Source organism: Bacillus ectoiniformans, from assembly GCF_016908875.1.
In the GTDB taxonomy this organism is placed as follows: Bacteria; Bacillota; Bacilli; order Bacillales; family Domibacillaceae; genus Bacillus_BX; species Bacillus_BX ectoiniformans.
The window spans coordinates 245,431-270,539 of record NZ_JAFBES010000003.1; the positions used below are offsets into that span (position 1 = coordinate 245,431).

The window sequence follows — 25,109 nt, forward strand, 5'->3', positions numbered from 1 at the left end:
GGGGATCAGAAGGGGGAAAGCTATGGAACGCAGCAATCAAACGTCATTCGGTCTAAGAAAGAAACTAGTCTTGCTTATTACCGTCCTTGCAGTCATAACGTATTCAACGAGCGGATTTTTTATTTATTACTTGTATCCTGCCTATTTCTCCTGGATCAATGAAGCTATCTTTACCGTCGTCACCTTGCTCATGGGAATTATGTGGTCAGGGATTCTTGCTTACTTTGCAGGCGGATATTTCGTGAAGCCGCTGCAAAGGCTGGAAACAGCGGCATTAGAAGCAGCGGAAGGGCATATTGAACACGAAGTGGAACTGCCGAAAAGTGATGATGAGATTCGTACACTTGCGGTGGCTTTTAACAACATGCTAAATAATTTACGCGGAATGGTTCACAGTATCGAGGGGAATTTCTCTTTGACGAATGACAGCGTGGTGAAGATATCGAATGAAGCTTCACAAGCTTCTCAAAAAGCCGAACAAATTGCGCGGACGGTTGATGAAATCTCAGTAGGAGCGGAGAATTCCGCCATGGCTATTCAATCAACGGCGGAATCAATTGAAGATGTGACGCACCTTGCCGCTGAAGTGCAAACAAAAGCGAAAAATTCAGCTGTTCAAGCTGAAGCGATGGTGAAAGATCTCCAAACGAACAAAAGAATTTTTGAGTCGCTGATCCAAGGAATGGAAAGACTTTCATCTGGTAATAAACAGTCTTTGCAAGCGGTCAAAGGGCTTGAAGACAACGCAAGAAAAGTAGAGCAGATTATTCAGCTTGTTGGAGATATTGCTGCTCAGACCAACCTCTTGGCATTAAATGCTTCAATTGAAGCAGCTCGTGCAGGAGAACATGGAAAAGGGTTTGCGGTTGTGGCAGAAGAAGTCCGCAAGCTTGCCGATGAAAGTGCCACGGCTGTGTCTGGTATTTCAGAACTGATTAAACAAATACAGCAAGAGGTTGATCAAGTAGTGCAAAGAATCTCTTCGCAGGTAAAAACAGTGAATGAAGAAGCGGACAAAGGATCGGCAGCAGGTGTCGCAATCGAACAGATGACGGACAAGATTCATGGAGTCGCTGATACGGTCAAATTGATTTCAGAATTAGTTGACCGCCAAATGAGCAGTATAAAAATTACATCCAGACAATCTCAAGAGGTTGCTGCCATAGCGGAAGAAACATCCGCAGGCGCTCTGCAAGTCACAATAGCAACCAAAGAACAAACGGAAGTCATGAATCATATTGAACAAGTGATTCTAGAGCTGAAAGACCAGGCTGAAGAATTGAAGTCTACCATTACCCAGTTCCGCGTATAAAACTTTAAAAATTCAGCAGGATATGACAAAATAAGCATATGGTACGTTTAGGAAGGGGAAGGTAACGATGAAGATTGCATTAGCTTCTGATCACGGAGGCGTGAATATACGCGAAGAGTTAAAAGGATTGCTTGACGAACTTGGATTAGAATATGAAGATTTCGGCTGCGAATGCGGAACTTCAGTGGATTATCCGGATTATGCCCTTCCTGTCGCAGAGAAGGTAGCAAATGGAGAGTTTGACCGCGGGATTTTAGTATGCGGAACAGGGATTGGCATGAGCATTGCGGCGAATAAAGTGAAAGGCATTCGCTGTGCTTTAGTACATGACCTCTTCAGTGCAAAAGCAACGCGTGAACATAATGACAGCAATATGCTGGCAATGGGAGAGCGCGTCATTGGACCAGGACTTGCGAGAGAGATCGCAAAAGTATGGCTGACAACAGAATATGAAGGCGGCCGTCATGAAAATCGTGTAGGTAAAATTAAAGAATACGAACAAAAATAGTCATTCGAGGGGATGAGCTAGTTGTTGGTAAAAGAGTTAGAGAGCCAGTTGACTCAAGTATTAACGGATTTTCAGCAGCAGGCGAAACTGCAAAAAGGGCAAACGTTAGTTATAGGCTGTTCTACATCGGAGATTGCCGGGGAAAGAATAGGGACGGCCGGAACGCTGGAAATAGCTGAAATGATCTATTCTAAGTTTCGCACATTTGCGGATGAAACCGGCGTTTATCTTGCTTTTCAATGCTGTGAACATTTAAATCGGGCGCTCGTCATTGATCAGGAATTGGCTGAACGAGAGCAGCTTGAAGCAGTAGCTGTAATTCCGGTTCGGCAAGCAGGCGGTGCGATGGCGGCATACGCTTTTGAGCAAAACCCTAACAGCGTTGTGGTTGAATTTATTAAAGCGGAAGCAGGCATAGATATCGGTGATACGTTCATTGGGATGCACTTAAAACATGTCGCCGTTCCGCTCAGAGTGAGCTTGAATCAAATAGGACAAGCCCATGTCACATTGGCAAAGACTCGTCCTAAACTCATAGGCGGTTCAAGAGCTGTTTATGAAAAAACGAATATAAATCAACAATGCAGCAGTTAATGTTAAGTTATTGCCGACTTTTTGTAGAAAGTCGGTTATTTTTTATAAATTAAATGGTCAATTACATATATTTCATTTGAAAGATAGTAGAAACATGTTAGAATGAAAGAGAATTTTTAAAATTGGCAATACATATTGTTGAAAATAATTTGAGATGAGCCGAAAGGGGATTAATAATGAGTAAAGTTGCAGTGCAAGACCCAGCAGTGTTCGAAGCCATTCAAAATGAACTAAAGCGTCAGCAGGAAAAAATTGAGCTAATTGCTTCTGAAAACTTTGTAAGTGAAGCGGTAATGGAGGCGCAAGGCTCTGTATTAACGAACAAATATGCAGAAGGCTACCCTGGCAAACGTTACTATGGCGGTTGTGAACACGTCGATGTAGTGGAAGACTTAGCTCGTGATCGCGCGAAGCAAATCTTCGGTGCCGAGCATGTAAATGTGCAGCCGCATTCAGGCGCACAAGCAAACATGGCAGTATATTTCACTATTTTAAATCAAGGCGACACAGTGCTTGGCATGAACTTATCCCATGGCGGCCATTTAACGCACGGCAGTCCAGTTAATTTCAGCGGTGTTCAATACAACTTTGTTGAGTATGGTGTAGATAAAGAAAACCAAATGATCGATTATGAAGATGTCCGCCAAAAAGCGGTAGAAAATAAACCGAAATTAATCGTAGCAGGCGCAAGCGCGTATCCTCGTGAAATTGATTTCGCTAAATTCCGTGAAATTGCGGATGAAGTCGGAGCTTATTTAATGGTGGATATGGCGCATATTGCTGGACTCGTAGCAGCAGGCCTTCACCAAAATCCTGTTCCATACGCTGACTTTGTCACAACTACTACTCATAAAACACTTCGCGGACCTCGCGGCGGGATGATTATGTGTAAAGAGGAATTTGCGAAGAAGATCGATAAATCGATTTTCCCTGGTATTCAAGGCGGCCCACTGATGCATGTCATTGCAGCAAAAGCGGTGGCGTTCGGTGAAGCGTTAGACGAAAGCTTTAAAGTGTATGCGGAAAACATTAAAAAGAATGCGAAACGTCTTGGAGAAGGCTTAACGAAAGAAGGCATTCAATTAGTCTCCGGCGGTACAGACAACCACTTATTGCTGATTGATCTTCAGTCTTTGGGATTAACAGGTAAAGTGGCTGAAAAAGTGCTGGACGAAGTGGGAGTCACAGTAAATAAAAACACGATTCCATTTGATCCAGAAAGCCCATTCGTAACAAGCGGAATCCGTATTGGTACTGCTGCGGTTACTTCACGTGGTTTCGATGAGCCGGCAATGGATGAAGTTGCTTCAATCATTGCGTTCACTTTGAAAAACCATGACGACGAAGCAAAACTTCAAGAAGCAAGCAAGCGTGTAACAGACCTTACAGCTAAGTATCCTTTATATAATTAATTAAAAAAACAAATCTGCGCATGTCGGCAGATTTGTTTTTTTTATTTTGGGGTGAAGAGGGGAGGGGGAGAAGGGGGGGGCTTGCCGAATCCGTCAGGTGAACAATTTCCTTCTATAATATATTGATAAACGATTTTGATTGTTCTTGTCCCGTTTTTTTTGTAAAATAAGATGGGGTCTTAATGAAGACCGGTTTATGAACGAGACGTTTGCTGCGAATGCGGCTTATTTTTTTGCCGGCGGCTGATAAAGCTGTTTAAAAAATTGTTTATGGACGTATAGTATTTAAAGATAAGGGAGCGATTATTTTGGGAAAAGTCTACGTATTTGACCATCCACTCATTCAGCATAAACTAACAATGATTCGTGATAAGAGCACAGGAACGAAAGAATTTCGTGAGCTAGTAGATGAAGTAGCTTCACTAATGGCGTTTGAAATCACTCGTGATCTTCCGCTTCAAGATGTAGAAGTAGAAACACCAGTTTGTAAAGCTAACGCAAAAGTCTTAGCTGGTAAGAAATTAGGGATTGTTCCAATCTTGCGTGCGGGTATTGGCATGGTTGATGGTATTTTAAAATTAATCCCGGCTGCTAAAGTAGGGCACGTCGGATTATACCGTGATCCTGAAACATTGCTTCCTGTTGAATATTATGTGAAGCTTCCAACAGATGTGGAAGAGCGTGATTTAATCGTAGTAGATCCAATGCTTGCAACAGGCGGTTCTGCTATCGAGGCAATCAATTCACTGAAAAAACGCGGTGCAAAAAACATCAAATTTATGTGCTTGATTGCCGCTCCAGAAGGGGTAGAAGCGATTAAAGAAGCACATCCTGAAATCGATATTTATATTGCTGCATTAGATGAAAAGCTAAATGAAAAAGGCTATATTGTTCCAGGGCTTGGAGATGCAGGAGACCGTCTGTTCGGAACAAAATAATCAATAAGTAGGTGCTCATACAATGAATCGCCCGATTAAGGTAATGACTATATTTGGCACTAGACCGGAAGCTATTAAGATGGCTCCGCTTGTGCTGGAGCTTCAAAAGCATCCGGAACATTTTGAATCAATTGTAACGGTCACAGCTCAGCATCGCCAAATGCTAGATCAAGTGCTGGCCATCTTTAATGTGAAGCCTGATTATGATTTAAACATCATGAAAGATCGTCAAACATTAATGGATGTCACCACTCGCGGCCTTGAAGGCTTGGATCAGGTGATGAAAGAAGTGAAGCCTGATATCGTTCTTGTTCATGGAGATACAACTACAACATTTATTGCGAGCCTCGCTGCTTTTTATAATCAAATAGCAGTTGGCCATGTGGAAGCAGGACTTCGCACTTGGAATAAATATTCACCATACCCTGAAGAAATGAACCGTCAGCTCACAGGAGTGATGGCGGATCTTCATTTCTCACCGACCAATCAATCTGAAAACAACTTGCTGAATGAAAATAAGAAGCAAGATACAATTTTCGTAACAGGCAATACGGCGATTGATGCATTAAAAACAACCGTGAAAGAAGGGTATGAGCATGAGGTGCTGACTCGTCTGGGGAATGACCGCTTGGTGCTGATGACAGCCCATCGCAGGGAAAACTTAGGTGAGCCAATGCGCAATATGTTCCGAGCAATTAAACGGTTAGTGGAAGAACAAAAAGATGTACAAGTTGTTTATCCCGTTCATTTGAATCCAGCTGTTCGTGAAGTGGCTGATGAAGTGCTGGGAAATGACCCGCGTATCCATTTAATTGAACCATTAGATGTCATTGACTTCCATAATTTCGCCTCAAGAGCGCATTTAATTCTAACAGATTCCGGCGGCGTTCAAGAAGAAGCACCTTCACTCGGGGTACCAGTGTTAGTTCTTCGAGACACGACGGAGCGCCCAGAAGGAATCGAAGCAGGAACGTTAAAGCTTGCCGGAGTAGAAGAAGAAAACATCTACCAGCTGGCTACTGAATTATTAACGAATGAATTAGCATACAAGCGAATGTCACAATCCTCTAATCCATATGGGGATGGAGAAGCATCTCGCCGTATTTGTGAAGCGATTAGATATTACTTTAAGCAAACGGATCAAAAGCCGGATCGTTTTACTATCTAGTGAGAAGAGAAGGGGGGCCTGTCGGCGACGGAGGCCTCCTTTTTTCTGCTTCACAAGCGTCATTTTAAACAAAATTTCAATCAATCAGACAAGGGTTAGAGCGTGTTTCTTCTATTAATAAAGTCTCTTTAATTTCAAGGGAAAACTTTTGATAATTTTGTGAAATATTCGTTACGGATTGTGATCTTTTTCACTGTAAACACATTGACATTAAAAAACCCCTATTGTATGCTTACAAAGGGTAAAGAACAATATAGTTTATACATAGTGTAAACGCTTTTTTTATTTGGATAAACAGGATACCATTGGAAGTCAGAGGTGGAATCTGATGATGAATCGAAGGAAGCTATTTCGAGCCATGGCCCTGTACAGTTCCATTTTAGCTCAGCTAGTCGGATCCATTCTAATTGGAATTTTTTCGGGACGCTGGTTAGATGGAAAATGGGACACAGAACCTCTTTTTTTAATCATCGGACTTTTAGTAGGTTTAGCAACAGGTGTATACTCCATGTTGCGTTCAGTCCGACATTTCTATTCGGGAGATTAGTATGATATGCCGGAACTCCAGCACACATTTGCAAGACACCGAAAGTATATACTCTACTTACTCTCCATGTTTGTACTCGGCTGGGGAATAACTCCTTATCAACCTGTCTTTGCGGGCCTCATCATCGGTACTAGCATCAGTTTTTTCAACCATTGGTTAATGGTCAAACGAATGGATCGTTTTGGCAAAGCGGTTGAATCTGGTCAAAAGGTTCCGTCGCTAGGTACTTTTTCAAGAATGGCATCAGCAGCTTTGGCTGCCATGATTGCTCTCAGTTTTCCTGAACAAATCCATCTTGTAAGCACAGTATTGGGATTAATGGCATCATATTTTGTCATTATGATAGATTTTATTGTTAAAAACTTAATAAAAAGCAATAACGGGGAAGAGAGGTGAAAAAAGTTGCATCATGAAGCTCCATTGTACAATTTGGAACTCTTTAATGGGTTGTCTCTTACTTTTAACTTATCCAACGTTTTGATGATCACAGTCGCAAGTGTTATTGTCTTTTTAATCGCTGTCATCTCTACGCGTTCCTTAGCTATGAAACCTACCGGAGTGCAAAACTTCTTTGAGTGGGTCATGGATTTTGTGAGAAACATTATTAAAAGTAATATGGACTGGAAAACAGGAGGGCGCTTTCACGTACTCGGAATAACGCTTATTATGTATGTGTTTGTTGCGAATATGTTAGGATTGCCTTTTGCCATTGTCATTGATAATGTCCTTTGGTGGAAATCACCAACAGCTGATCCAGTCGTTGCCTTGACTCTCGCTGTAATGATAGTGGCACTTTCTCACTATTATGCAATTAGAATGAAAGGCTTCGGGGAATACGGAAAAGATTTCGTACGACCTATGTGGTTCTTGTTCCCGTTAAAGATAATAGAGGAGTTTGCCAACACACTCACTCTTGGTCTTCGACTTTACGGAAACATCTTTGCAGGGGAAATCCTGTTAACATTACTAGTTGGAAGTCTAGCAACAGGGGTAGGCGGACATTTAGCCGCAATCATCCCAACACTAGCATGGCAGGGATTCTCAATCTTTGTCGGTGGTATCCAAGCATTTATCTTCACCATGTTAACGATGGTTTATCTGGCTCACAAAGTCAGCCATGATCATTAAAATATACCCAGTCCAAATTTGGACAAACCTATTTTCGAAAAAATAATATTTTCATACAATAAGGAGGAACTTTTAAAATGGGTCTTTTAGCAGCAGCAATAGCAATCGGTTTAGCAGCACTAGGTGCTGGTATCGGTAACGGTCTTATCGTATCAAAAACAGTTGAAGGTATCGCTCGTCAACCAGAAGCACGTGGTATGCTTCAAACAACAATGTTCATCGGGGTAGCACTAGTTGAGGCGATTCCTATCATCGCCGTAGTTATCGCGTTCATGGTACAAGGTCAATAATAACGGAATCTGCCGTATAGTGCGGCAATGAATCCGAATTTCTAGGCAATAAAACATACAACCGACCTCCACCCTCGAGAAGGGGGGCAGGCCGGTTGCTTAATAATGACGGAATTATGTTCCAAATGGCGAAGATCATTCCATGCGAACCTTCGCCATTCCTTTATGTACAATTACATCAAAGCAGCCAAGGAATATCCGGCATAAGCGTAAGCCAATTTCATAGCTTTCTCTTTTTCTAAAGAAAGCTGAAACTCTTGAAGGGAGTGAAATGAGCGTGTCAGCAAACGCATTTGTACTTGGTTCATCAGCTGGTTTTAACGGCGGTGACGTACTATTCCAATTAATCATGTTTATCGTATTGCTTGCATTGATTAAAAAGTTCGCTTGGGGTCCATTAATGGGCATCATGCAAGAACGTGAAAATCATATTGCAGGTGAAATCGAAGCGGCTGAAAAAAGCCGTGTAGAAGCTAATAAATTATTAGAAGAAACTCGTGCTGAGTTAAAAGCATCCCGTCAAGAAGCTCAAGCAATGGTTGAAAATGCGAAGAAGCTAGGGGAAGAACAAAAGAATGAAATCATCGTAGCAGCCCGTGCAGAAGCCGATCGCTTGAAAGAATCTGCGAAAATGGAAATTGAGCAGCAAAAAGAACAAGCAATGGCAGCACTTCGCGAACAAGTTGCTTCACTATCTGTATTGATTGCTTCTAAAGTAATTGAAAAAGAATTGACAGCAGCTGATCAAGAAAAACTAATCAATGATTATATTCAAGAGGCAGGGGAAGAGCGATGAGTAATTCCGCAGTGGCTAAACGCTATGCGCTCGCTCTATTCCAACTTGCTAAAGAACAACAGCAATTGGATGCAATTGAAGAAGAGCTTCGTGTAGTAAAAACCGTATTTTCGGATAATCAGGAGCTTTTACTTTTGCTTGAATCACCAAAAATGACGATTGACCAGAAGAAAGCTTTACTGCAATCTGCTTTCATGAAAGCATCACCTTTTGTGGTTAACACATTGATGCTTTTAACTGAACGTCATCGTGAAGGTCATATTACAGATGTGGCAGATGCTTACATACAATTGGCTAACGAAGAGCGCGGAATTGCAGAGGCAATTGTTGAGTCTGTTCGTCCGTTATCTCCGATTGAAGAAACAGCTGTTTCTGCAAAATTTGCAGCAAAAGTTGGTAAGCAATCGCTAAGAATCACGAATGTAATTGATCCAAACCTTTTAGGCGGATTAAAAGTACGCATTGGCAACCGTATCTTTGACGGCAGCCTTCGCGGAAAATTAAACCGTATGGAAAAGCAACTGACAGCAAGCAGCTAATCAAAAGCTTAAAAGTAATAACAATGAAAAAAACAATAAATTATGTGGGGTGAAATTCATGAGCATCAAAGCTGAAGAAATCAGTGCGCTGATTAAAAAGCAGATTGAAAACTTCCAGTCAGATATTACAGTAAGCGATGTTGGTACAGTTATTCAAATTGGTGACGGTATCGCACGTGCTCATGGCCTCGACAACGTTATGGCTGGAGAACTTCTTGAGTTCTCAACTGGTGTCATGGGAATGGCACAAAACTTAGAAGAAAACAATGTTGGTATCGTAATTCTTGGTCCTTACACAGATATTCGTGAAGGTGATGAAGTCCGCCGTACTGGACGCATCATGGAAGTACCTGTTGGGGAAGAATTAATCGGCCGTGTTGTTAACTCTCTTGGACAGCCTGTAGACGGTCTTGGCCCAATCAATACAACTAAAACTCGTCCAATCGAAAGCCCAGCAACAGGCGTTATGGACCGTAAATCCGTTCATGAGCCGCTTCAAACTGGTATTAAAGCGATCGATGCACTTGTGCCAATCGGACGCGGTCAGCGTGAGTTAATCATCGGAGATCGTCAAACAGGTAAAACATCTGTAGCGATCGATACGATTCTTAACCAAGCAGACCAAAACATGGTATGTATCTATGTAGCTATCGGACAAAAAGAGTCTACTGTACGTAACGCAGTAGAAACACTTCGTAAGCACGGAGCTCTAGATTACACAATCGTTGTTACAGCATCTGCTGCACAACCTGCACCAATGTTATTCCTTGCACCTTATTGCGGAGTAACAATGGGTGAAGAATTTATGTTTAATGGCAAGCACGTACTGATTGTATATGATGATTTATCAAAACAAGCAGCTGCTTACCGTGAACTTTCATTACTACTACGCCGTCCTCCAGGTCGTGAAGCTTACCCTGGTGACGTATTCTACTTGCATTCACGTTTACTTGAACGTGCAGCAAAATTAAATGATACATTAGGTGCTGGTTCTATTACAGCTCTTCCATTCGTTGAAACGCAAGCAGGGGATATCTCAGCTTACATTCCAACGAACGTAATCTCGATCACTGATGGACAGATCTTCTTGCAATCAGATCTATTCTTCTCAGGCGTTCGTCCTGCGATCAATGCCGGTTTATCAGTATCTCGTGTAGGTGGTTCAGCACAAATTAAAGCGATGAAGAAAGTAGCGGGTACGCTTCGTCTTGACTTAGCAGCATACCGTGAGCTTGAAGCATTTGCTCAATTTGGTTCTGACCTAGATAAAGCAACACAAGCAAAATTAAATCGTGGTGCCCGTACAGTTGAAGTATTGAAACAAGACTTGAATAAACCAGTTAAGGTTGAAAAACAAGTTGTGATTCTTTATGCCTTAACTCGCGGACATTTAGATGATATTCCAGTAGCAGATATTCGTCGTTTCGAAGAAGAGCTATTGGGCTGGTTAGATCACAACCACACGAACGTGTTAGATCACATTCGCACGACGAAAGAGCTTGCTTCTGATGATGAAATGAAAGCAGCCATCAACGAATTCAAGAAGACGTTTGCGAAATCCGAATAATTGACCTGAAGCGATGCCTGATTAGTTGATCTAGTCAGGGTCGGCTGGTCCATTTTGAAAGATGATTTAACATTATAAAAGGGTGGTGAGAACCAGTGGCATCGTTACGCGATATAAAGACTCGTATTACATCTACTAAAAAGACGAGCCAAATAACAAAAGCGATGGAAATGGTTTCCGCTTCTAAATTAAGCCGTGCGGAATCGAACGCAAAAGCATTCGTTCCTTATATGGACAAAATTCAGGAAGTGGTAGCATCGATCGCTCTTGGAAGCAAAGATGTAACACATCCGATGCTAGTCTCTCGCCCCGTTAAAAAAACCGGGTATTTGGTTATTACCTCTGACCGGGGTTTGGCGGGAGCTTATAACAGCAGCATTCTTCGCCTTGTTCATAATTTAATTAAAGAGCGTCATACGTCAAGTGATCAATATGTCATTATTGCCATTGGACGTATGGGAAGAGACTTTTTCCGCAACCGCGGTATGAATGTAATCTCCGACATTACTGGTCTTCCGGATCAGCCTAATTTTGCGGATATTAAAGATATCGTGAATAAGACAGTCGGTATGTTTGCCGATGGTATATATGATGAACTTTATATGTACTACAACCATTTTGTCAGTGCGATCCAGCAGGATGTCACCGAGAAAAAGGTTCTGCCTTTAACGGAAATCGCTAGCTCGAATAAATTGACTTCTTATGAGTTTGAGCCGTCTGCAGAAGAAATTTTGGAAGTTCTTCTTCCACAATATGCGGAAAGCTTAATTTACGGAGCGCTGCTTGATGGGAAAGCCAGTGAGCATGCCGCACGTATGTCAGCCATGAGAAGTGCAACTGACAATGCGAAAGAATTAATTAATGATTTAACATTGAAATATAACCGTGCGCGTCAAGCGGCGATCACTCAGGAAATTACTGAAATCGTTGGCGGAGCAGCGGCATTAGAATAGTAAGTTCGTGAAAACGGGACTGCGGCAGGGACGAATCAGCTGCAGCCTCCTTTCACACTCAAATGCTAGTTAGGAGGGAAAGAGATGAACAAAGGACGCGTTCTTCAAGTCATGGGTCCGGTTGTTGACGTTAAGTTCGAAAGCGGTCAGCTTCCTGAAATATACAACGCGTTAAAAGTGCAGGTTGGTGCTCGTGCGGGTTCTGCAGCAGCTGAATTAACTCTAGAAGTAGCTGTTCATTTAGGTGACGATACCGTACGTACAATCGCGATGGCTTCAACAGATGGATTACAACGAAATACTGAAGTATTAGATATGGGTCAGCCGATCTCTGTACCAGTAGGAGATATTACTCTTGGACGTGTATTTAACGTACTAGGTGAAACAATCGATTTGAACGATCCAATCGCAGGAGAAGCACGCCGTGATGCCATTCACCGCCTAGCTCCTACGTTTGAACAACTTTCTACTGAAGTAGAAATTCTTGAAACTGGTATTAAAGTAGTTGACTTACTTGCACCATACATCAAAGGCGGTAAAATTGGTCTTTTCGGTGGTGCGGGAGTAGGTAAAACCGTATTAATCCAGGAATTAATCAATAACATCGCTCAAGAGCACGGCGGTATCTCTGTATTCGCCGGTGTAGGAGAGCGTACTCGTGAAGGAAATGACCTTTTCCACGAGATGAGCGATTCTGGCGTTATCAGCAAAACAGCGATGGTCTTCGGACAAATGAATGAGCCGCCTGGAGCGCGTATGCGTGTGGCACTTACTGGTTTGACTATGGCGGAATTCTTCCGTGATGAGCAAGGCCAGGACGTATTATTCTTCATCGATAACATCTTCCGTTTCACTCAAGCAGGTTCAGAGGTTTCTGCCCTTTTAGGACGTATGCCTTCTGCCGTTGGTTACCAGCCGACACTTGCTACTGAAATGGGTCAATTACAAGAGCGTATCACATCAACAAACGTAGGTTCAGTTACATCTATCCAAGCAATCTATGTACCAGCCGATGACTATACGGATCCGGCTCCTGCTACAACATTTGCTCACTTAGATGCAACAACTAACCTTGAGCGTAAGCTTTCTGAGATGGGTATTTACCCAGCGGTAGATCCATTGGCATCTACATCTCGCGCATTGTCTCCTGAAATCGTTGGAGAAGAACATTACAGTGTTGCCCGTCAAGTACAGCAAACACTTCAGCGTTATAAAGAATTACAAGATATCATTGCGATCCTTGGAATGGATGAGCTTTCAGAAGATGATAAGCTAACTGTTCAACGTGCTCGCCGTATCCAATTCTTCTTATCTCAAAACTTCCACGTGGCAGAACAATTTACTGGTCAAAAAGGTTCTTATGTACCAGTTAAAGAAACTGTTCGCGGATTTAAAGAGATCCTTGAAGGTAAATACGATCATCTTCCAGAAGATGCATTCCGTCTTGTAGGTCCGATCGAAGAAGTCATTGCAAGTGCTAAAGAGATGGGTGTAGAGGTATAATAAGGGATCAGGAGGGGTAAGTAATGAAGACAGTAAAAGTCAGTATCGTCACTCCTGACGGCCCGGTGTACGAATCGGAAGTTGAAATGGTAAGCGCTAAAGCTCAAAGCGGTGAGCTAGGTATTTTGCCAGGACATATTCCGATGGTCGCTCCTTTACAAGTTGGCGCTGTCCGTTTAAGCAAAGGCGCTGGCAAACCTGAATTGGTTGCTATCAGCGGCGGCTTTTTAGAAGTTCGTCCGGACCAAGTGACGATATTAGCGCAAGCTGCTGAAACAGCTGAAAATATTGATATTGCCCGGGCAAAAGAAGCTAAGATGAGAGCTGAACGCCGGTTAAGCGACAAACAAGAGAATGCAGATTTTAAACGTGCTGAACTAGCGTTGAAACGGGCTATGAACCGTATTGACGTTTACGAAGGCAAGTTATAAAATGAGAAACCTTCCGTCTGTGCGGGAGGTTTCTTTTTTCAAATATTGAAATAGGCAGGTGATAATATGTATGAACAATTCGGCCAGCAAGCACTCTTTAGTATGGTTTCGCACCTCTTTTTTATAGGGTTAACATTTTGGTCCCTTCAGGCTCTGCGATATGAACAAGTTCTAAAAGCCAACCATATTGTACAAGCAAGATTATTATTTATATTATTGTCCCTCGCTATAGGATCAACGGTAAGCAACTTCTTTCTAGATTACTTCGTATGGTCCCGCCAACTGCCTCTTCTTTTTTAATAATAAAAAATACCTAGTTCTTCTTTCATGCTTGCATTTTTTTCGAATTTGTTTAATATTTTTTTAGGGTGGATTTTTTATCCTGCACATGGTATTTTCATGTTATGCGTGAATCGTTTCACAAGATTTATAGAGGATGCGAATTTCGCGCAATTCTCGTATGTTTTCTTTCTTTCCGGTGCATACTGGGAAGGAAGGAGATGAAGATCATGAAGAAGATTCTTACTATATTAATAGTTTTTAGTTTTATTCTGGTTAATTACGGGAATAGTACCATTGCACAGGATCAGACCGGCCTGCTTCAAATGACTGACGAAGTGAAGAAACAAGAGGGAAAGATTAACGAATGGATGATACATACCCGAGAAAAAACCAGCAGAGAGCAGATGAATGATGTGATTCGCAAGATCAAGACCCTGTTTCCGAACTGGGAATACTCGGATGTGCAAAAAAGCAAGAAAGATAGACTTGTGGCTGTTCATTCAAATGGACATATCCAGCAGCAAATTAAATTATCTTATGACAGTGACTACCAAGCAGCGGCTTATCTGATCTATACAGTGAAGATTACGGATGAATCCGCGCTGCGAAAGTTTATGGACGAACAATTTGATCAAACATATTCACAAATTTTTAACAACACACCTCCAATTTTCACTTGTATTCAAGGAGAATTCGGTGGTAAACTTGAGGAAGTTTTGCAAAATCAAATTTCCACATTACTATTGGTCTGGAAGGCTAAGAAAATAGAAGACATCTCAGAATCAGGGTTTTATTCATTATCCGCATTTTCAGAGCGCTTCAAAGAAACCCTTCCACTGCCATCACAACAAATGAATCTGCAAATTGGGCTTAGAGAAACTGGATTGGGTGCCGGGACAAACTTTGTAATTGGCACGCCGATCATTACGATTGAATATTAATATATAAATTGGACGCGGAGGGGAATACCTTGGAAAAAATTATCGTCCGCGGCGGACAAAGGCTGAATGGGACTGTTAAAGTAGAAGGTGCAAAAAACTCAGTTTTGCCTGTGATCGCTGCAACATTATTAGCTGGTAAAGGAAAGAGCATTATTCGGGATGTGCCGACGCTCTCTGATGTATATACAATTAATGAAGTATTACGCCACTTAAATTGTGTCGTGAAATTTGAAAACAATACAGTTGAAGTTGATGCATCAAATGAGCTGTTTGTTGAAGCACCATTTGAGTATGTTCGTAAAATGAGAGCATCTGTGTTAGTCATGGGATCTTTACTTGCACGTACTGGAAAAGCACGTGTTGCATTGCCTGGCGGCTGTGCAATTGGGTCAAGACCGATTGATCAGCATTTAAAAGGCTTTGAAGCAATGGGTGCAAAAGTGCGCGTAGAAAACGGATTTATTGATGCAGAAGTAAATGGCAGATTAAAAGGCGCAAAAATTTATTTAGATTTTCCTAGTGTGGGAGCAACTGAAAACATCATGATGGCTGCCGCTTTAGCGGAAGGTACAACTGTGCTTGAAAACAGTGCGAAAGAGCCAGAAATCGTTGATTTAGCGAATCTTTTAAATCGTATGGGCGGTAAAGTGGTTGGAGCTGGAACTGAAACCATTCGCATTGAAGGAGTAGAGCAGCTGCAAGGAGCGGATCATGCGATCATTCCAGACCGGATTGAAGCTGGAACGTTTATGACAGCTGCCGCTATTACAGGCGGAAATGTGTTAATTGAAGGTGCCGTGACTGAACATATGTCATCTGTTACATCCAAGCTAAAAGAAATGGGTGTGCAAGTCATTGAAGAAGAAAATGGTTTACGTGTCATTGGACCAGAAAAACTAAAAGCAGTTGATATTAAGACGATGCCTCATCCTGGTTTCCCTACGGATATGCAGTCTCAAATGATGGCATTGATGCTTAAAGCGGAAGGTACAAGTGTGATTACAGAAACAGTCTTCGAAAACCGCTTTATGCATGTAGAAGAATTCCGCCGGATGAATGCGAATATTAAAATTGAAGGCCGTTCAGTGATCATTAATGGCCCTGCAACTGTTCAAGGTGCCGAAGTAGCGGCTACTGATTTACGTGCTGGTGCTGCCTTGATCCTTGCTGGTTTAATTGGTGAAGGGTATACCCGCGTAACAGAGTTAAAGCATTTAGACCGTGGATATGTGAACTTCCATGGGAAACTTGCTGCGCTTGGGGCAGATATTACTCGTGTGAATGATGAGGAAGAAACTTTAGAAACAACAGAAGAATTTGCAGCAGAAAAAAATAGTTAAGGCATAACCTGCTTATCTTAGTGATAAGCGGGTTTTTTCATATTATACATAGAATATTTTCAATTTATACCGAGAAATATATACTTCTCTATTGTTGCCGCCTTTTTACATTTTTATTCAATTTTTAAACATAAACCTCTTTTTTTGCCCATATGTATATGATTAGCGCCATTTGTAATGGAGACGATAGATTGAACCGCTACAGATTGCTGCGCAAATCTATGAATGGAGGCATCCAGTGTGAAAAAATTTAACCCGCTATGGATCGGACTATCATTTCTTACGTTAATCGCTGTTATTATTCCTGCTCTGCTGGTCATTCCATTTGGCTCTAGCCATGAAGAAACCTTATTGGAAGAAAATATTCAGCCTAAACAGAATGAAGGATCACTCGATGAGTCACCGGTGGATGTAGCTGTCTTCCGTTCTCAGAAAAAACAAGTTGAGACGTTTCCGCTTGAACAATATGTGGCGGGCGTCGTATCAGCTGAAATGCCGGCTGAATTTGAAAAAGAAGCATTAAAAGCCCAGGCACTCACCGCAAGAACCTATATTGTCAAACATATGATGAGCGGCAGTATGGTAAACGACGGCAAAGCGAATGTCACAGATACAGTGACGCATCAAGTATTTAAGAGTAAAGAGGAGCTCCAAGACATTTGGGGAAAAGATTATGAATGGAAATCGAAAAAGATTGAAGAAGCAGTAAAGGAAACAGCGGGTAAGATTCTTACGTACAATCAGCAGCCAATCACCGCCTCTTTCTTCTCAACAAGCAATGGATACACAGAGAACTCAGAAGACTATTGGAGTGAATCCTTGCCCTATTTAAAAAGTGTGAACAGTAAATGGGATGAGGCTTCTCCTAAATATGAAGCTAAAAAGACGATGTCTGTAAAGGAATTCGAAAATAGGCTAGGCATTTCATTAAAGTCGAGTAAGGAAGTTGGCAGTATCTTGGAAAGAACATCAGGCAACAGAATTGCTAAGTTGAAGATTGGCGGCAAAGAGTTTTCCGGCAGAGAGATTAGAGAAAAGCTAGAGCTTCCATCATCTGATTTCAGCTGGGTTCGTAAACAAGAAGAAATGATCATTACAACGAAAGGGTACGGACACGGCGTTGGAATGAGTCAATACGGGGCGAACTTCATGGCGAAAGAAGGGAAAGATCACCAGGAAATAGTGAAGCATTATTACCAGGAAGTCGCTATTGATCAAGCGGATCGCTATTTAAACGTGGCAACCGCAAAAAAATAACTCCTTTGATCCAATAAACGATCAAGGAGTTAGGAACTCGCCCACCGGCTGAATTTGAGCATCATTTGAGTGATTCGGCTGCGTGGGTTTTCAAAATAGGTGTAGCGGACAATTAAATAACATATGAGAACGCCTGTTATATCTTTAACTGCGTCAATGATTGTAGCAGAGCGGTAGGGGACAAATGCTTGATGAATTTCATCTATTAAGCCATAAAAAGAGGCGATAATAGCGGCTGCTAAGTGTGTAGCGGTTGTAAAGCGGCCATTTGCTAGAAAGGCATTTACAATTAAACCATATAAAATAGCGAACTCAATCAGGTGGAGTGATTCTTTCATCCATCGGTCAACGTCATTTTGAGGCAATTGAACAATGGCATCATGAGGCAGGCCCGACATGACCCATATGGCAATCATATATAGAAAAGGTGCGATAGTGGACAAGCCTCTGGCAAATGATTTCATTATAGCGATCACCATCCTTTGCAATCTATTTGGCTGAATTTTATTGTAGCATGGTTTAGTTTTAAAATATTTTCACTTTTGTGGCGGTTTTTTTAACGTTTTCCTCTTTTACGTGCACAGCAAGAAATGCCAGAGGTGGAATCATAGAATAAATTACCTATTACTAAGAAAAGCTTCGGAAAAAAATAAAATAAATAGATTTCAGAAATATTTTCCAACGAAGGTATATAATTCTCCAATCCTGTTCAAACTGGTTGCTGAGGTGATGAACATGAGAGAGGGAGAAAAAAAGCCAATTCCCCCAAAAATGAAAGACTTTTTTAAGAAGCGCTGGGTATTTCCAGCAGTCTATTTATTGAGTGCCGCACTATTAATTTCTGGGTTTATCTGGTATCAAGTAGCAAGTGTAGACACAGCTAAAGAAGCAGATTTAGAAGGAAATGCGCTCATTGAAGAATTTGAAGAAGAAGCAGCAGAAGTGAATTCAACGATTGAGAATATCATGCTGCCGGTGAAAAATCAGAACGAAGCCATCGTCAAAACCAACTTTTACGATGAGAATGCTTCTGAAAAGCAGCAAGAAACGGCTTTAGTCGTTTACAACAATACGTATCACCCTAACACAGGGATGGACTTTGCAGCGAAGGACGGAAAAAGCTTTGACGTTACAGCTGCATTAAGCGGAAAAGTTACGCAAGTAAGAGAAGATTCATTGCTTGGGAATGTTGTTGAAATCGAGCATGGCAATGGCGTAGTGACTACGTATCAATCGATTCAAGATATCGGATTAAAAGCTGGTGACGAAGTAGCTCAAGGCGATGTGATTGGAAAAGCGGGTCAAAGTCTTTTCAATGAAAAAGCAGGCATCCACGTACATTTTGAAGTAAGAAAAGATGGAGTGGCGCTAAATCCGCAAGAATTCTTCAATAAACCAGTATCGGCGATTGAAGAAGTCGTCAATGAGGAGAAAGAAGAAGCGACTGAACAAGAAAACCAAGGTGCTGCTGAGGAAAGCAAGGATGCAGCTGAAGAATCAGAGCAAGAATCAAGCAAACTTGAAGATCAAAGCAATAGCCAAGAAGATACGAACGAGGAAAAAAGCAGCTCTTAATGAGCTGTTTTTTTTCGTATGCAGAAATAACCGCAGTAGTTATCATATTTTCCGGCTCGCGCTCGTATAGTAAGAATAAAACCTGCAATAGAAATTTAGAGGGAGTGTTTGAGGTGAGGGGTCGTTAGACGAGCAAACGCCGATTAGCAGAGTGAGCAGACTATATGCCGAAAAGAAAGAAAGTGAAAGCTTTCTTACCGCAGAAGGGATACATGCGGGACGATATTATTCAACGAAGCGAAAGCGAGTCTCATTTCACACGTCTCACATCCAATAAGGGAGGCGAGCGTTGTGCACGATTACATCAAGGAGAGAACCATCAGGATCGGAGAATATATCGTGGAGACAAGAAAGACCGTACGTGTAATAGCCAAAGAGTTTGGTGTATCCAAAAGCACCGTTCATAAGGATTTAACAGAAAGACTGCCGGAAATCAATGCGGAACTCGCACAGCGGGTCAAAGCCATATTGGATTACCACAAATCAATTCGGCATCTAAGAGGAGGAGAAGCGACAAAGAAAAAATATTTAAAAGAAGAAGCATTAAACTAAAGTTAAGCATCTGCCTCTTAATCGGGCGGATGCTTTTTGCTGTGACGGTCAAGCTGCTGTGTGAGAAGAGTAGAATGATGCACTTTGGCAGGAATAATTGGTGTTTTGGAAAGAATACGAGGTCAAACGGAAAGAAAAGAAGCCGGACTGGAAAGAATATCGAGCTAAACGGAAAGAATAAATGGCAAAATAGAAAGAATGCGGCGATATCGGCTGAGCGGAGATCGCTGAATCAAGTGATCGGCAGGAATCTGTAGCGTTTTGGAAAGAATAAGGAGCTAAGTAGCAAGAATATGAAGTGAATTAGAAAGAATAAATGGCAAAACAGAAAGAATGCGACGATACCGACTGAGCGGAGATCGCTGAATCAAGTGATCGGCAGGAATCTAGGTCATTTTGGACAGAATAAGGAGCAAAATAGAAAGATTATGCCGTGAAATAGAAAAAATAAATGGCAAAACAGAAAGAATATGACGCGAATCGGAAAGAATCAACCACCCCTTAGAGAGAAGACCTCGCGCAAACACCGCAAATCACCCCCAACGACCAAACGCCAAAAGTAATTTCCCCCCCATGCTCACAGTCAAGAAACAAAATATTAATAATTTATCAATTATTATACAATTTAGGATCATTTTTATTTCAAATATGATAAAATAAAAAATTGGGAAATATAACTTGTATCATATGAAAATTGACATAGAAACGATGAAAATGACAGCTGTTTTTATAAAAGGAGGTTACTTTATGCTCTCTAAAGATATTGGAATAGATCTTGGGACTGCAAATGTATTAATTCATGTAAAAGGCCAAGGGATCGTTCTTAACGAACCATCGGTAGTAGCAATAGATAAGAATACGAATAAAGTGCTGGCAGTTGGTGAAGAAGCTCGCCGCATGGTGGGCAGAACGCCGGGTAACATTATTGCGATTCGCCCTTTAAAAGATGGGGTGATTGCGGACTTTGATATTACAGAATCTATGCTGAAGCACTTTTTAACCAAGTTAAATGTAAAAGGAATTCTGTCTAAACCGCGGATATTAATCTGCTGTCCGACGAATATCACAAGCGTCGAGCAAAAAGCGATTCGTGAAGCAGCTGAAAAAAGCGGCGGGAAAACAATTTATTTAGAAGAAGAACCGAAAGTCGCAGCGATCGGAGCAGGGATGGATATCTTTGAACCGAGCGGCAACATGGTTGTTGATATTGGTGGCGGAACGACGGATGTAGCCGTTCTATCAATGGGGTCAATCGTCACTGCGTCATCCATTAAGATGGCCGGCGATAACTTTGATGCTGAGATTCTTAGCTACATTAAAAAAGAGTACAAGCTGTTAATCGGTGAGCGGACAGCAGAAGATATTAAAGTGAATATCGGAACGGTGTACCCTAACGGCCGAAATGAAGAAATGGACATTCGCGGACGGGATATGGTCACTGGACTTCCTCGCACCATGAAAGTGTATTCAGGTGAAATTGAGGAAGCTTTGAGAGAGTCAGTGGCTGTCATTGTTCAAGCGGCGAAAAATGTACTTGAGCAAACCCCTCCTGAGCTGTCAGCAGATATTATTGACCGCGGAGTCATTTTAACAGGCGGCGGTGCTTTGCTGCATGGAATGGATCAGCTTTTAGCGGAAGAATTAAAGCTTCCTGTTTTAGTAGCTGAAAACCCAATGGACTGTGTTGCGATTGGCACAGGAATAATGCTTGATAATATCGAAAAGCTTTCAAAAAAGAAAATTAAGTAATACAAGACAAGCGAGGCGGGTTTCCGTCTCACTTGTTCTCCTCTCAGTATAATGCCTTCATAGAAAATAAGCCCTTTGACTATAGTCTTTCATTCGCGGTAATCAACCAAGAACTGTCTCCTTCTTTCAATGGAAATTTAACAATTATTAATATTAGGTGGCACGTCACATTCAAGAGTAACTGCCTGGTCTATAAAATGTTATAATAAACCAAACAACCTAAACAATGAGGTGAAAGGATGTTTAGAGGATTTTATACAGCAGCATCCGGTATGATCGCTCAGCAGCGTCGGACTGAAATGCTGACTAACAACATGTCTAATGCGAATACTCCTGGCTATAAAGCCGACCAATCCTCTATGCGCGCGTTTCCTGAAATGCTCCTTCAGCGCATGGATCAAGTGTCAATACCGACAAAGAAGAAATTAAACCTGCCATTTGAGCCTCGCTTAGGGTCAGTGAATACAGGTGTTTATATGCAAGAAACGATGCCTCTTTTTGCACAGGGGGATCTTCGTGAAACAGGTGCTAAAACGGATCTAGCTTTATTAGATATCTCGATGCCGGTCAATGAAGAATCTGGCCAGAGCGGAATGGTTTTTTATACCGTGCAAGGCTCTGACGGAGTGACCCGCTACACGCGTAATGGAAATTTCACACTTGATGCAGAGGGGTACTTAACGACGGCAAGCGGGCATTACGTCCTTAGCCAACAGGGACAGAGAATTCAATTGAACTCTGACCAGTATACGGTCGATGAAACTGGACAAATTACTGAAAATGGCGCAGCGGCTGGACGAATAGGTGTCGCTTTAGCAGCGAATCCGAATGTTCTGGTTAAAGAGGGAGATGGATTATTTCGTTCAGAAGGCGGAGAACTTCCAGATGCGTATACGCAAAATGAAGCTCAATTTCAGATGAAACAAGGGTTTTTAGAAGCATCCAATACGGATGCTGCGAGAACAATGACGGATATGCTGACGGCTTACCGGGCATTTGAAGCGAATCAAAAAATACTAACTGCCTATGACCGCAGCATGGAGAAAGCCGCAAACGAAATTGGCCGCGTGAACTAAACTCCTAAAAGGTGGAAATGAAATGAACCGTACAATGATTACAGCTGTGAATACACTTGGTCAATTACAGCAAAAACTAGATATCATCAGCCATAATATGAGCAACGTGGACACGAATGGCTATAAGCGCCGTGAAGCGACGTTTGCGGAGTTAATCAATCAGCAGTCATTAAATATGCTTAGACAAGATCAGGAAATTGGCCGGTTAACACCTCCGGGCATTCGAGTCGGAGCGGGCGCCAAAATTGCTCAGTCTCAAGTCATAGGCTCGCAAGGCAGCTTGCAGACAACTGGACGCCAGCTTGATTTTGCCTTTACAAAAGAAAATCAATTCTTTAAAGTATTAGTGCAGGAAGATGGACAAGGTCAAGTTCATTACACTCGCGATGGAGCTTTCTCTGTGACGCCGGTCAATAATAATGAAGTGATGCTTGTTACGAACGAAGGCCACCCTGTGCTTGATGAAAATGATAATATCATCACGTTTAGTTCAGAGAACGGCCCAATTTCTTTGCGAGAAGGCGGAGTCTTAACTATAGGTGAGGCACAGACGGTTAACTTAGGCGTTGTGCAAGTCAACCGTCCGCAGTTTCTCGAGCAAAAAGGAGCCAACTTTTTTACACTTCCAGCGAATCCCGCTGTTCCGGAAGACCAAATCATGCGGAATTTAGCGGCTCTTGAACGAAATGAAATCGGCTTGCAGCAAAGTACACTTGAAAAATCAAATGTGGATTTTGCAAAAGAGATGGCTGAACTGACAAATGTACAGCGCTCTTATCAATTTCAGTCCCGTGCGATCTCTCTATCAGATCAAATGATGGGATTGGTTAACGGTATACGGTAGAGGTGAGGAAACTGTGACAGATAACTTAAGGAAAACGACTAAACGCACCCGTCTCACACCCCTCGGCCGTTTTGTCGTAGGTTTCTTTTTCTTCTTGGTGACTGCCACATTAGGAGCCATTGTAGGTTACAGTCTAATTGGAGAAGGAAACCCTTTAGAAGTTTTTTTACCATCAACATGGATACATTTAGTGGAAGTGTTGATCAATAGCATAGGTTAAGGTGGGGGAAATATGTTAGATATTCAGCAGATTAAAGAGATTATTCCGCATCGCTATCCATTCTTGCTCGTTGATAAAATCATTGAAGTAGAAGATGGAAAAAAAGCGGTGGGCATTAAAAACGTGACGGCCAATGAAGAGTTTTTTAATGGGCATTTTCCTGACTATCCGGTCATGCCGGGGGTATTAATTGTGGAAGCTTTAGCCCAAGTTGGCGCCGTAGCCATGCTGAAGAAAGAAGAAAATCGCGGCCGTTTGGCTTTCTTTGCAGGAATTGACCAGTGCCGTTTTAAGCGCCAGGTGACGCCTGGAGACCAGCTTCGTCTTGAGGTAGAGATGGTTCGCCTGCGCGGCTCTATCGGCAAAGGCAAAGCCCTAGCGACTGTAGATGGAGAAGTAGTTTGCGAAGCGGAGATTATGTTTGCACTTCAATAAGAAGAACGCATGAAAGCAGCCAGACAAAAGTCTGGCTGCTTTTTTATGGGGACTGTCCCCAAATCACTTGTAAAAAAGTGATTATTTTAAAAGAAAATGGGAATTATAAAAGATAGGCTGATCGATATTCAAATATGTAAAATAAAGGAGAGATTGATGATGAATAAAAGACTGTTGCAAATGATAGGAGGTTCTGCATTAGCGGCTATGCTTCTTGCAGGATGTGGAAATGAGGAGCCGGTGGAAGAAGAAAATCCGGCAGAAGAGGAAGAGATGCAAGAAGAAGAGACGCAAGAGGAAGAGCCGGCAACTGAAGAAGAAATGCAGGAAGAACCAGCAACTGAAGGAGAAAATATGGAAGAAGATATGCAGCAAGAAGAAAATCAAGTGGAAGAAAACGGTGACGTGGACGAAAGCGGCGTAACCGAAGAAGAGAATAAGTAAGAACAAAGAGGTCAGGTTTCCCCCATACAGTGGAGAGAGCCTGACCCCTTTTTCACATTTACACTTCGGTAAAATTATCCTCTTGTAGTTTGGCGAAAGGAAAATTAAACTATTTATAGTAGCAATCTGAAAATCAATAAAAGTTTTGTCATTTTCCCCTCCGTTATGATAAAGTAATAGACGATGTATTTTATTAAGAGTGGGAAAGTACAAGCTAGGAGGTACTTATTGCAAATGTTAAGTAATTTATCTCAAGGTGTGAAAATAAGTATCACTCGTTCGATCACAACTTCTTTCACGCAATATATGAATAGCATATCTTGGAGTGAAAAAGCATTTAACCTTGAAGATTTCGTTAGTGGGTGGAGAAATTATATTAACGAAAGCGCTTCATGGTATAGCCAAATCAGTGATGAAATGAAAGCTGACCCCGTGTTCCATCAAGAACTGGCTGGGAAGATTAATGAAGTGATCGACAAAATTTTAACGGAACCCGCATCACAAGAACAGCTCGATCAATTAAACACTCTTCAAAAAGAACTAGGCACAAGCTATGAGATCTCATGCAAGGCCGAAGCGAAATTTTTTATAGACTATTTAACTGAAGAACTAAAAAAAAAGCAGAGCCGTTAAGCCCTGCAGATGAAGCCGAATTAAAGGTAGCTTCTATTCTTTACTATCGTGCTTACGAGAAAGAGCTTCCACTGC

General features: G+C 41.9%; 30 protein-coding genes. 29 read left to right on the forward strand and 1 reads right to left on the reverse strand.

What is annotated here, in order from left to right; all coding sequences use genetic code 11:
• Positions 1-22 precede the first annotated feature (22 nt).
• The 20 genes from JOC78_RS06365 (at position 23) to spoIID (ending at position 17,506) form a co-directional block, all read left to right on the forward strand.
• Positions 23-1,312: a methyl-accepting chemotaxis protein gene (locus tag JOC78_RS06365; protein ID WP_204553665.1), complete on the forward strand. Its 1,290-nt coding sequence runs from the start codon at positions 23-25 to the stop codon at positions 1,310-1,312.
• A gap of 67 nt (positions 1,313-1,379) precedes the next feature.
• Positions 1,380-1,820: a ribose 5-phosphate isomerase B gene (rpiB, locus tag JOC78_RS06370; protein ID WP_204553666.1), complete on the forward strand. Its 441-nt coding sequence runs from the start codon at positions 1,380-1,382 to the stop codon at positions 1,818-1,820.
• A gap of 21 nt (positions 1,821-1,841) precedes the next feature.
• Positions 1,842-2,414 (forward strand): TIGR01440 family protein, encoded by a 573-nt coding sequence (locus JOC78_RS06375; protein WP_204553667.1) that lies wholly within the window; start codon positions 1,842-1,844, stop codon positions 2,412-2,414.
• Between the two features lie 176 nt (positions 2,415-2,590).
• Positions 2,591-3,826, forward strand: coding sequence for a serine hydroxymethyltransferase (glyA, locus tag JOC78_RS06380; protein WP_204553668.1), 1,236 nt, complete (start codon positions 2,591-2,593; stop codon positions 3,824-3,826).
• A 308-nt stretch (positions 3,827-4,134) separates the two neighbouring features.
• Positions 4,135-4,764 carry a uracil phosphoribosyltransferase gene (gene upp / locus JOC78_RS06385; RefSeq protein WP_204553669.1) on the forward strand — a complete coding sequence of 210 codons (630 nt, stop codon included), beginning with the start codon at positions 4,135-4,137 and terminating at the stop codon, positions 4,762-4,764.
• A gap of 22 nt (positions 4,765-4,786) precedes the next feature.
• A complete protein-coding gene (wecB, locus tag JOC78_RS06390) occupies positions 4,787-5,932 on the forward strand; it encodes a non-hydrolyzing UDP-N-acetylglucosamine 2-epimerase (protein WP_204553670.1) in 1,146 nt (381 codons plus the stop codon).
• 328 nt (positions 5,933-6,260) lie between these two features.
• On the forward strand, positions 6,261-6,479 hold the full coding sequence (locus tag JOC78_RS06395) for an AtpZ/AtpI family protein (protein ID WP_239587028.1): 219 nt from the start codon (positions 6,261-6,263) through the stop codon (positions 6,477-6,479).
• 6 nt (positions 6,480-6,485) lie between these two features.
• Positions 6,486-6,875 (forward strand): ATP synthase subunit I, encoded by a 390-nt coding sequence (locus tag JOC78_RS06400; RefSeq protein WP_204553671.1) that lies wholly within the window; start codon positions 6,486-6,488, stop codon positions 6,873-6,875.
• 6 nt (positions 6,876-6,881) lie between these two features.
• Positions 6,882-7,607 (forward strand): F0F1 ATP synthase subunit A, encoded by a 726-nt coding sequence (gene atpB / locus JOC78_RS06405; protein WP_204553672.1) that lies wholly within the window; start codon positions 6,882-6,884, stop codon positions 7,605-7,607.
• A 77-nt stretch (positions 7,608-7,684) separates the two neighbouring features.
• A complete protein-coding gene (atpE, locus tag JOC78_RS06410) occupies positions 7,685-7,897 on the forward strand; it encodes a F0F1 ATP synthase subunit C (protein ID WP_053368380.1) in 213 nt (70 codons plus the stop codon).
• A 271-nt stretch (positions 7,898-8,168) separates the two neighbouring features.
• Positions 8,169-8,693: a F0F1 ATP synthase subunit B gene (locus JOC78_RS06415; RefSeq protein WP_239587029.1), complete on the forward strand. Its 525-nt coding sequence runs from the start codon at positions 8,169-8,171 to the stop codon at positions 8,691-8,693.
• Positions 8,690-9,232 (forward strand): F0F1 ATP synthase subunit delta, encoded by a 543-nt coding sequence (locus tag JOC78_RS06420; RefSeq protein ID WP_204553673.1) that lies wholly within the window; start codon positions 8,690-8,692, stop codon positions 9,230-9,232. Before JOC78_RS06415 ends, JOC78_RS06420 begins: the two co-directional genes overlap by 4 nt.
• Before the next feature lie 58 nt (positions 9,233-9,290).
• Positions 9,291-10,799 carry a F0F1 ATP synthase subunit alpha gene (atpA, locus tag JOC78_RS06425; protein ID WP_204553674.1) on the forward strand — a complete coding sequence of 503 codons (1,509 nt, stop codon included), beginning with the start codon at positions 9,291-9,293 and terminating at the stop codon, positions 10,797-10,799.
• Positions 10,800-10,894: 95 nt separating this feature from the next.
• Positions 10,895-11,752 carry a F0F1 ATP synthase subunit gamma gene (locus JOC78_RS06430; protein ID WP_204553675.1) on the forward strand — a complete coding sequence of 286 codons (858 nt, stop codon included), beginning with the start codon at positions 10,895-10,897 and terminating at the stop codon, positions 11,750-11,752.
• Positions 11,753-11,836: 84 nt separating this feature from the next.
• Positions 11,837-13,255 carry a F0F1 ATP synthase subunit beta gene (gene atpD, locus JOC78_RS06435; protein ID WP_204553676.1) on the forward strand — a complete coding sequence of 473 codons (1,419 nt, stop codon included), beginning with the start codon at positions 11,837-11,839 and terminating at the stop codon, positions 13,253-13,255.
• A gap of 23 nt (positions 13,256-13,278) precedes the next feature.
• A complete protein-coding gene (locus JOC78_RS06440) occupies positions 13,279-13,686 on the forward strand; it encodes a F0F1 ATP synthase subunit epsilon (protein WP_204553677.1) in 408 nt (135 codons plus the stop codon).
• A 102-nt stretch (positions 13,687-13,788) separates the two neighbouring features.
• Positions 13,789-13,986 carry a DUF1146 family protein gene (locus JOC78_RS06445; RefSeq protein WP_420829913.1) on the forward strand — a complete coding sequence of 66 codons (198 nt, stop codon included), beginning with the start codon at positions 13,789-13,791 and terminating at the stop codon, positions 13,984-13,986.
• Positions 13,987-14,195: 209 nt separating this feature from the next.
• On the forward strand, positions 14,196-14,909 hold the full coding sequence (locus JOC78_RS06450) for a YwmB family TATA-box binding protein (protein ID WP_204553679.1): 714 nt from the start codon (positions 14,196-14,198) through the stop codon (positions 14,907-14,909).
• Positions 14,910-14,938: 29 nt separating this feature from the next.
• Positions 14,939-16,249, forward strand: coding sequence for a UDP-N-acetylglucosamine 1-carboxyvinyltransferase (gene murA / locus JOC78_RS06455; protein ID WP_204553680.1), 1,311 nt, complete (start codon positions 14,939-14,941; stop codon positions 16,247-16,249).
• A gap of 240 nt (positions 16,250-16,489) precedes the next feature.
• Positions 16,490-17,506, forward strand: a complete 1,017-nt coding sequence (spoIID, locus tag JOC78_RS06460) for a stage II sporulation protein D (RefSeq protein ID WP_420829905.1) — start codon at positions 16,490-16,492, stop codon at positions 17,504-17,506.
• A 29-nt stretch (positions 17,507-17,535) separates the two neighbouring features.
• Here the strand turns inward: spoIID and JOC78_RS06465 are convergent, their stop codons facing one another.
• The gene (locus tag JOC78_RS06465; RefSeq protein ID WP_204553682.1) at positions 17,536-17,970 is read right to left on the reverse strand and encodes a VanZ family protein; all 435 of its coding nucleotides are present in this window, start codon (positions 17,968-17,970) and stop codon (positions 17,536-17,538) included.
• A gap of 271 nt (positions 17,971-18,241) precedes the next feature.
• Between JOC78_RS06465 and JOC78_RS06470 the strand changes: the two genes are divergently transcribed.
• The 9 genes from JOC78_RS06470 to JOC78_RS06510 all read left to right on the forward strand — a co-directional run bounded on the left by JOC78_RS06470 (position 18,242) and on the right by JOC78_RS06510 (position 25,034).
• Positions 18,242-19,081, forward strand: coding sequence for a stage II sporulation protein SpoIIQ (locus JOC78_RS06470; protein ID WP_204553683.1), 840 nt, complete (start codon positions 18,242-18,244; stop codon positions 19,079-19,081).
• 291 nt (positions 19,082-19,372) lie between these two features.
• The gene (spoIIID, locus tag JOC78_RS06475; protein WP_204553684.1) at positions 19,373-19,633 is read left to right on the forward strand and encodes a sporulation transcriptional regulator SpoIIID; all 261 of its coding nucleotides are present in this window, start codon (positions 19,373-19,375) and stop codon (positions 19,631-19,633) included.
• Between the two features lie 747 nt (positions 19,634-20,380).
• Complete coding sequence (gene mreB / locus JOC78_RS06480) at positions 20,381-21,382, forward strand: rod shape-determining protein (RefSeq protein ID WP_204553685.1); 1,002 nt, start codon at positions 20,381-20,383, stop codon at positions 21,380-21,382.
• 239 nt (positions 21,383-21,621) lie between these two features.
• Positions 21,622-22,458 carry a flagellar hook-basal body protein gene (locus JOC78_RS06485; RefSeq protein ID WP_204553686.1) on the forward strand — a complete coding sequence of 279 codons (837 nt, stop codon included), beginning with the start codon at positions 21,622-21,624 and terminating at the stop codon, positions 22,456-22,458.
• A 22-nt stretch (positions 22,459-22,480) separates the two neighbouring features.
• Positions 22,481-23,302, forward strand: coding sequence for a flagellar hook-basal body protein (locus JOC78_RS06490; RefSeq protein WP_204553687.1), 822 nt, complete (start codon positions 22,481-22,483; stop codon positions 23,300-23,302).
• Positions 23,303-23,399: 97 nt separating this feature from the next.
• Positions 23,400-23,522 (forward strand): DNA-directed RNA polymerase subunit beta, encoded by a 123-nt coding sequence (locus tag JOC78_RS17450; protein WP_338023179.1) that lies wholly within the window; start codon positions 23,400-23,402, stop codon positions 23,520-23,522.
• A gap of 12 nt (positions 23,523-23,534) precedes the next feature.
• Complete coding sequence (fabZ, locus tag JOC78_RS06500; RefSeq protein WP_204553689.1) at positions 23,535-23,957, forward strand: 3-hydroxyacyl-ACP dehydratase FabZ; 423 nt, start codon at positions 23,535-23,537, stop codon at positions 23,955-23,957.
• 159 nt (positions 23,958-24,116) lie between these two features.
• Positions 24,117-24,401: a hypothetical protein gene (locus tag JOC78_RS06505; protein ID WP_204553690.1), complete on the forward strand. Its 285-nt coding sequence runs from the start codon at positions 24,117-24,119 to the stop codon at positions 24,399-24,401.
• Between the two features lie 234 nt (positions 24,402-24,635).
• Entirely contained in the window at positions 24,636-25,034 is a 399-nt protein-coding gene (locus JOC78_RS06510) for a hypothetical protein (protein ID WP_204553691.1), read from the forward strand.
• Positions 25,035-25,109: the final 75 nt, after the last annotated feature.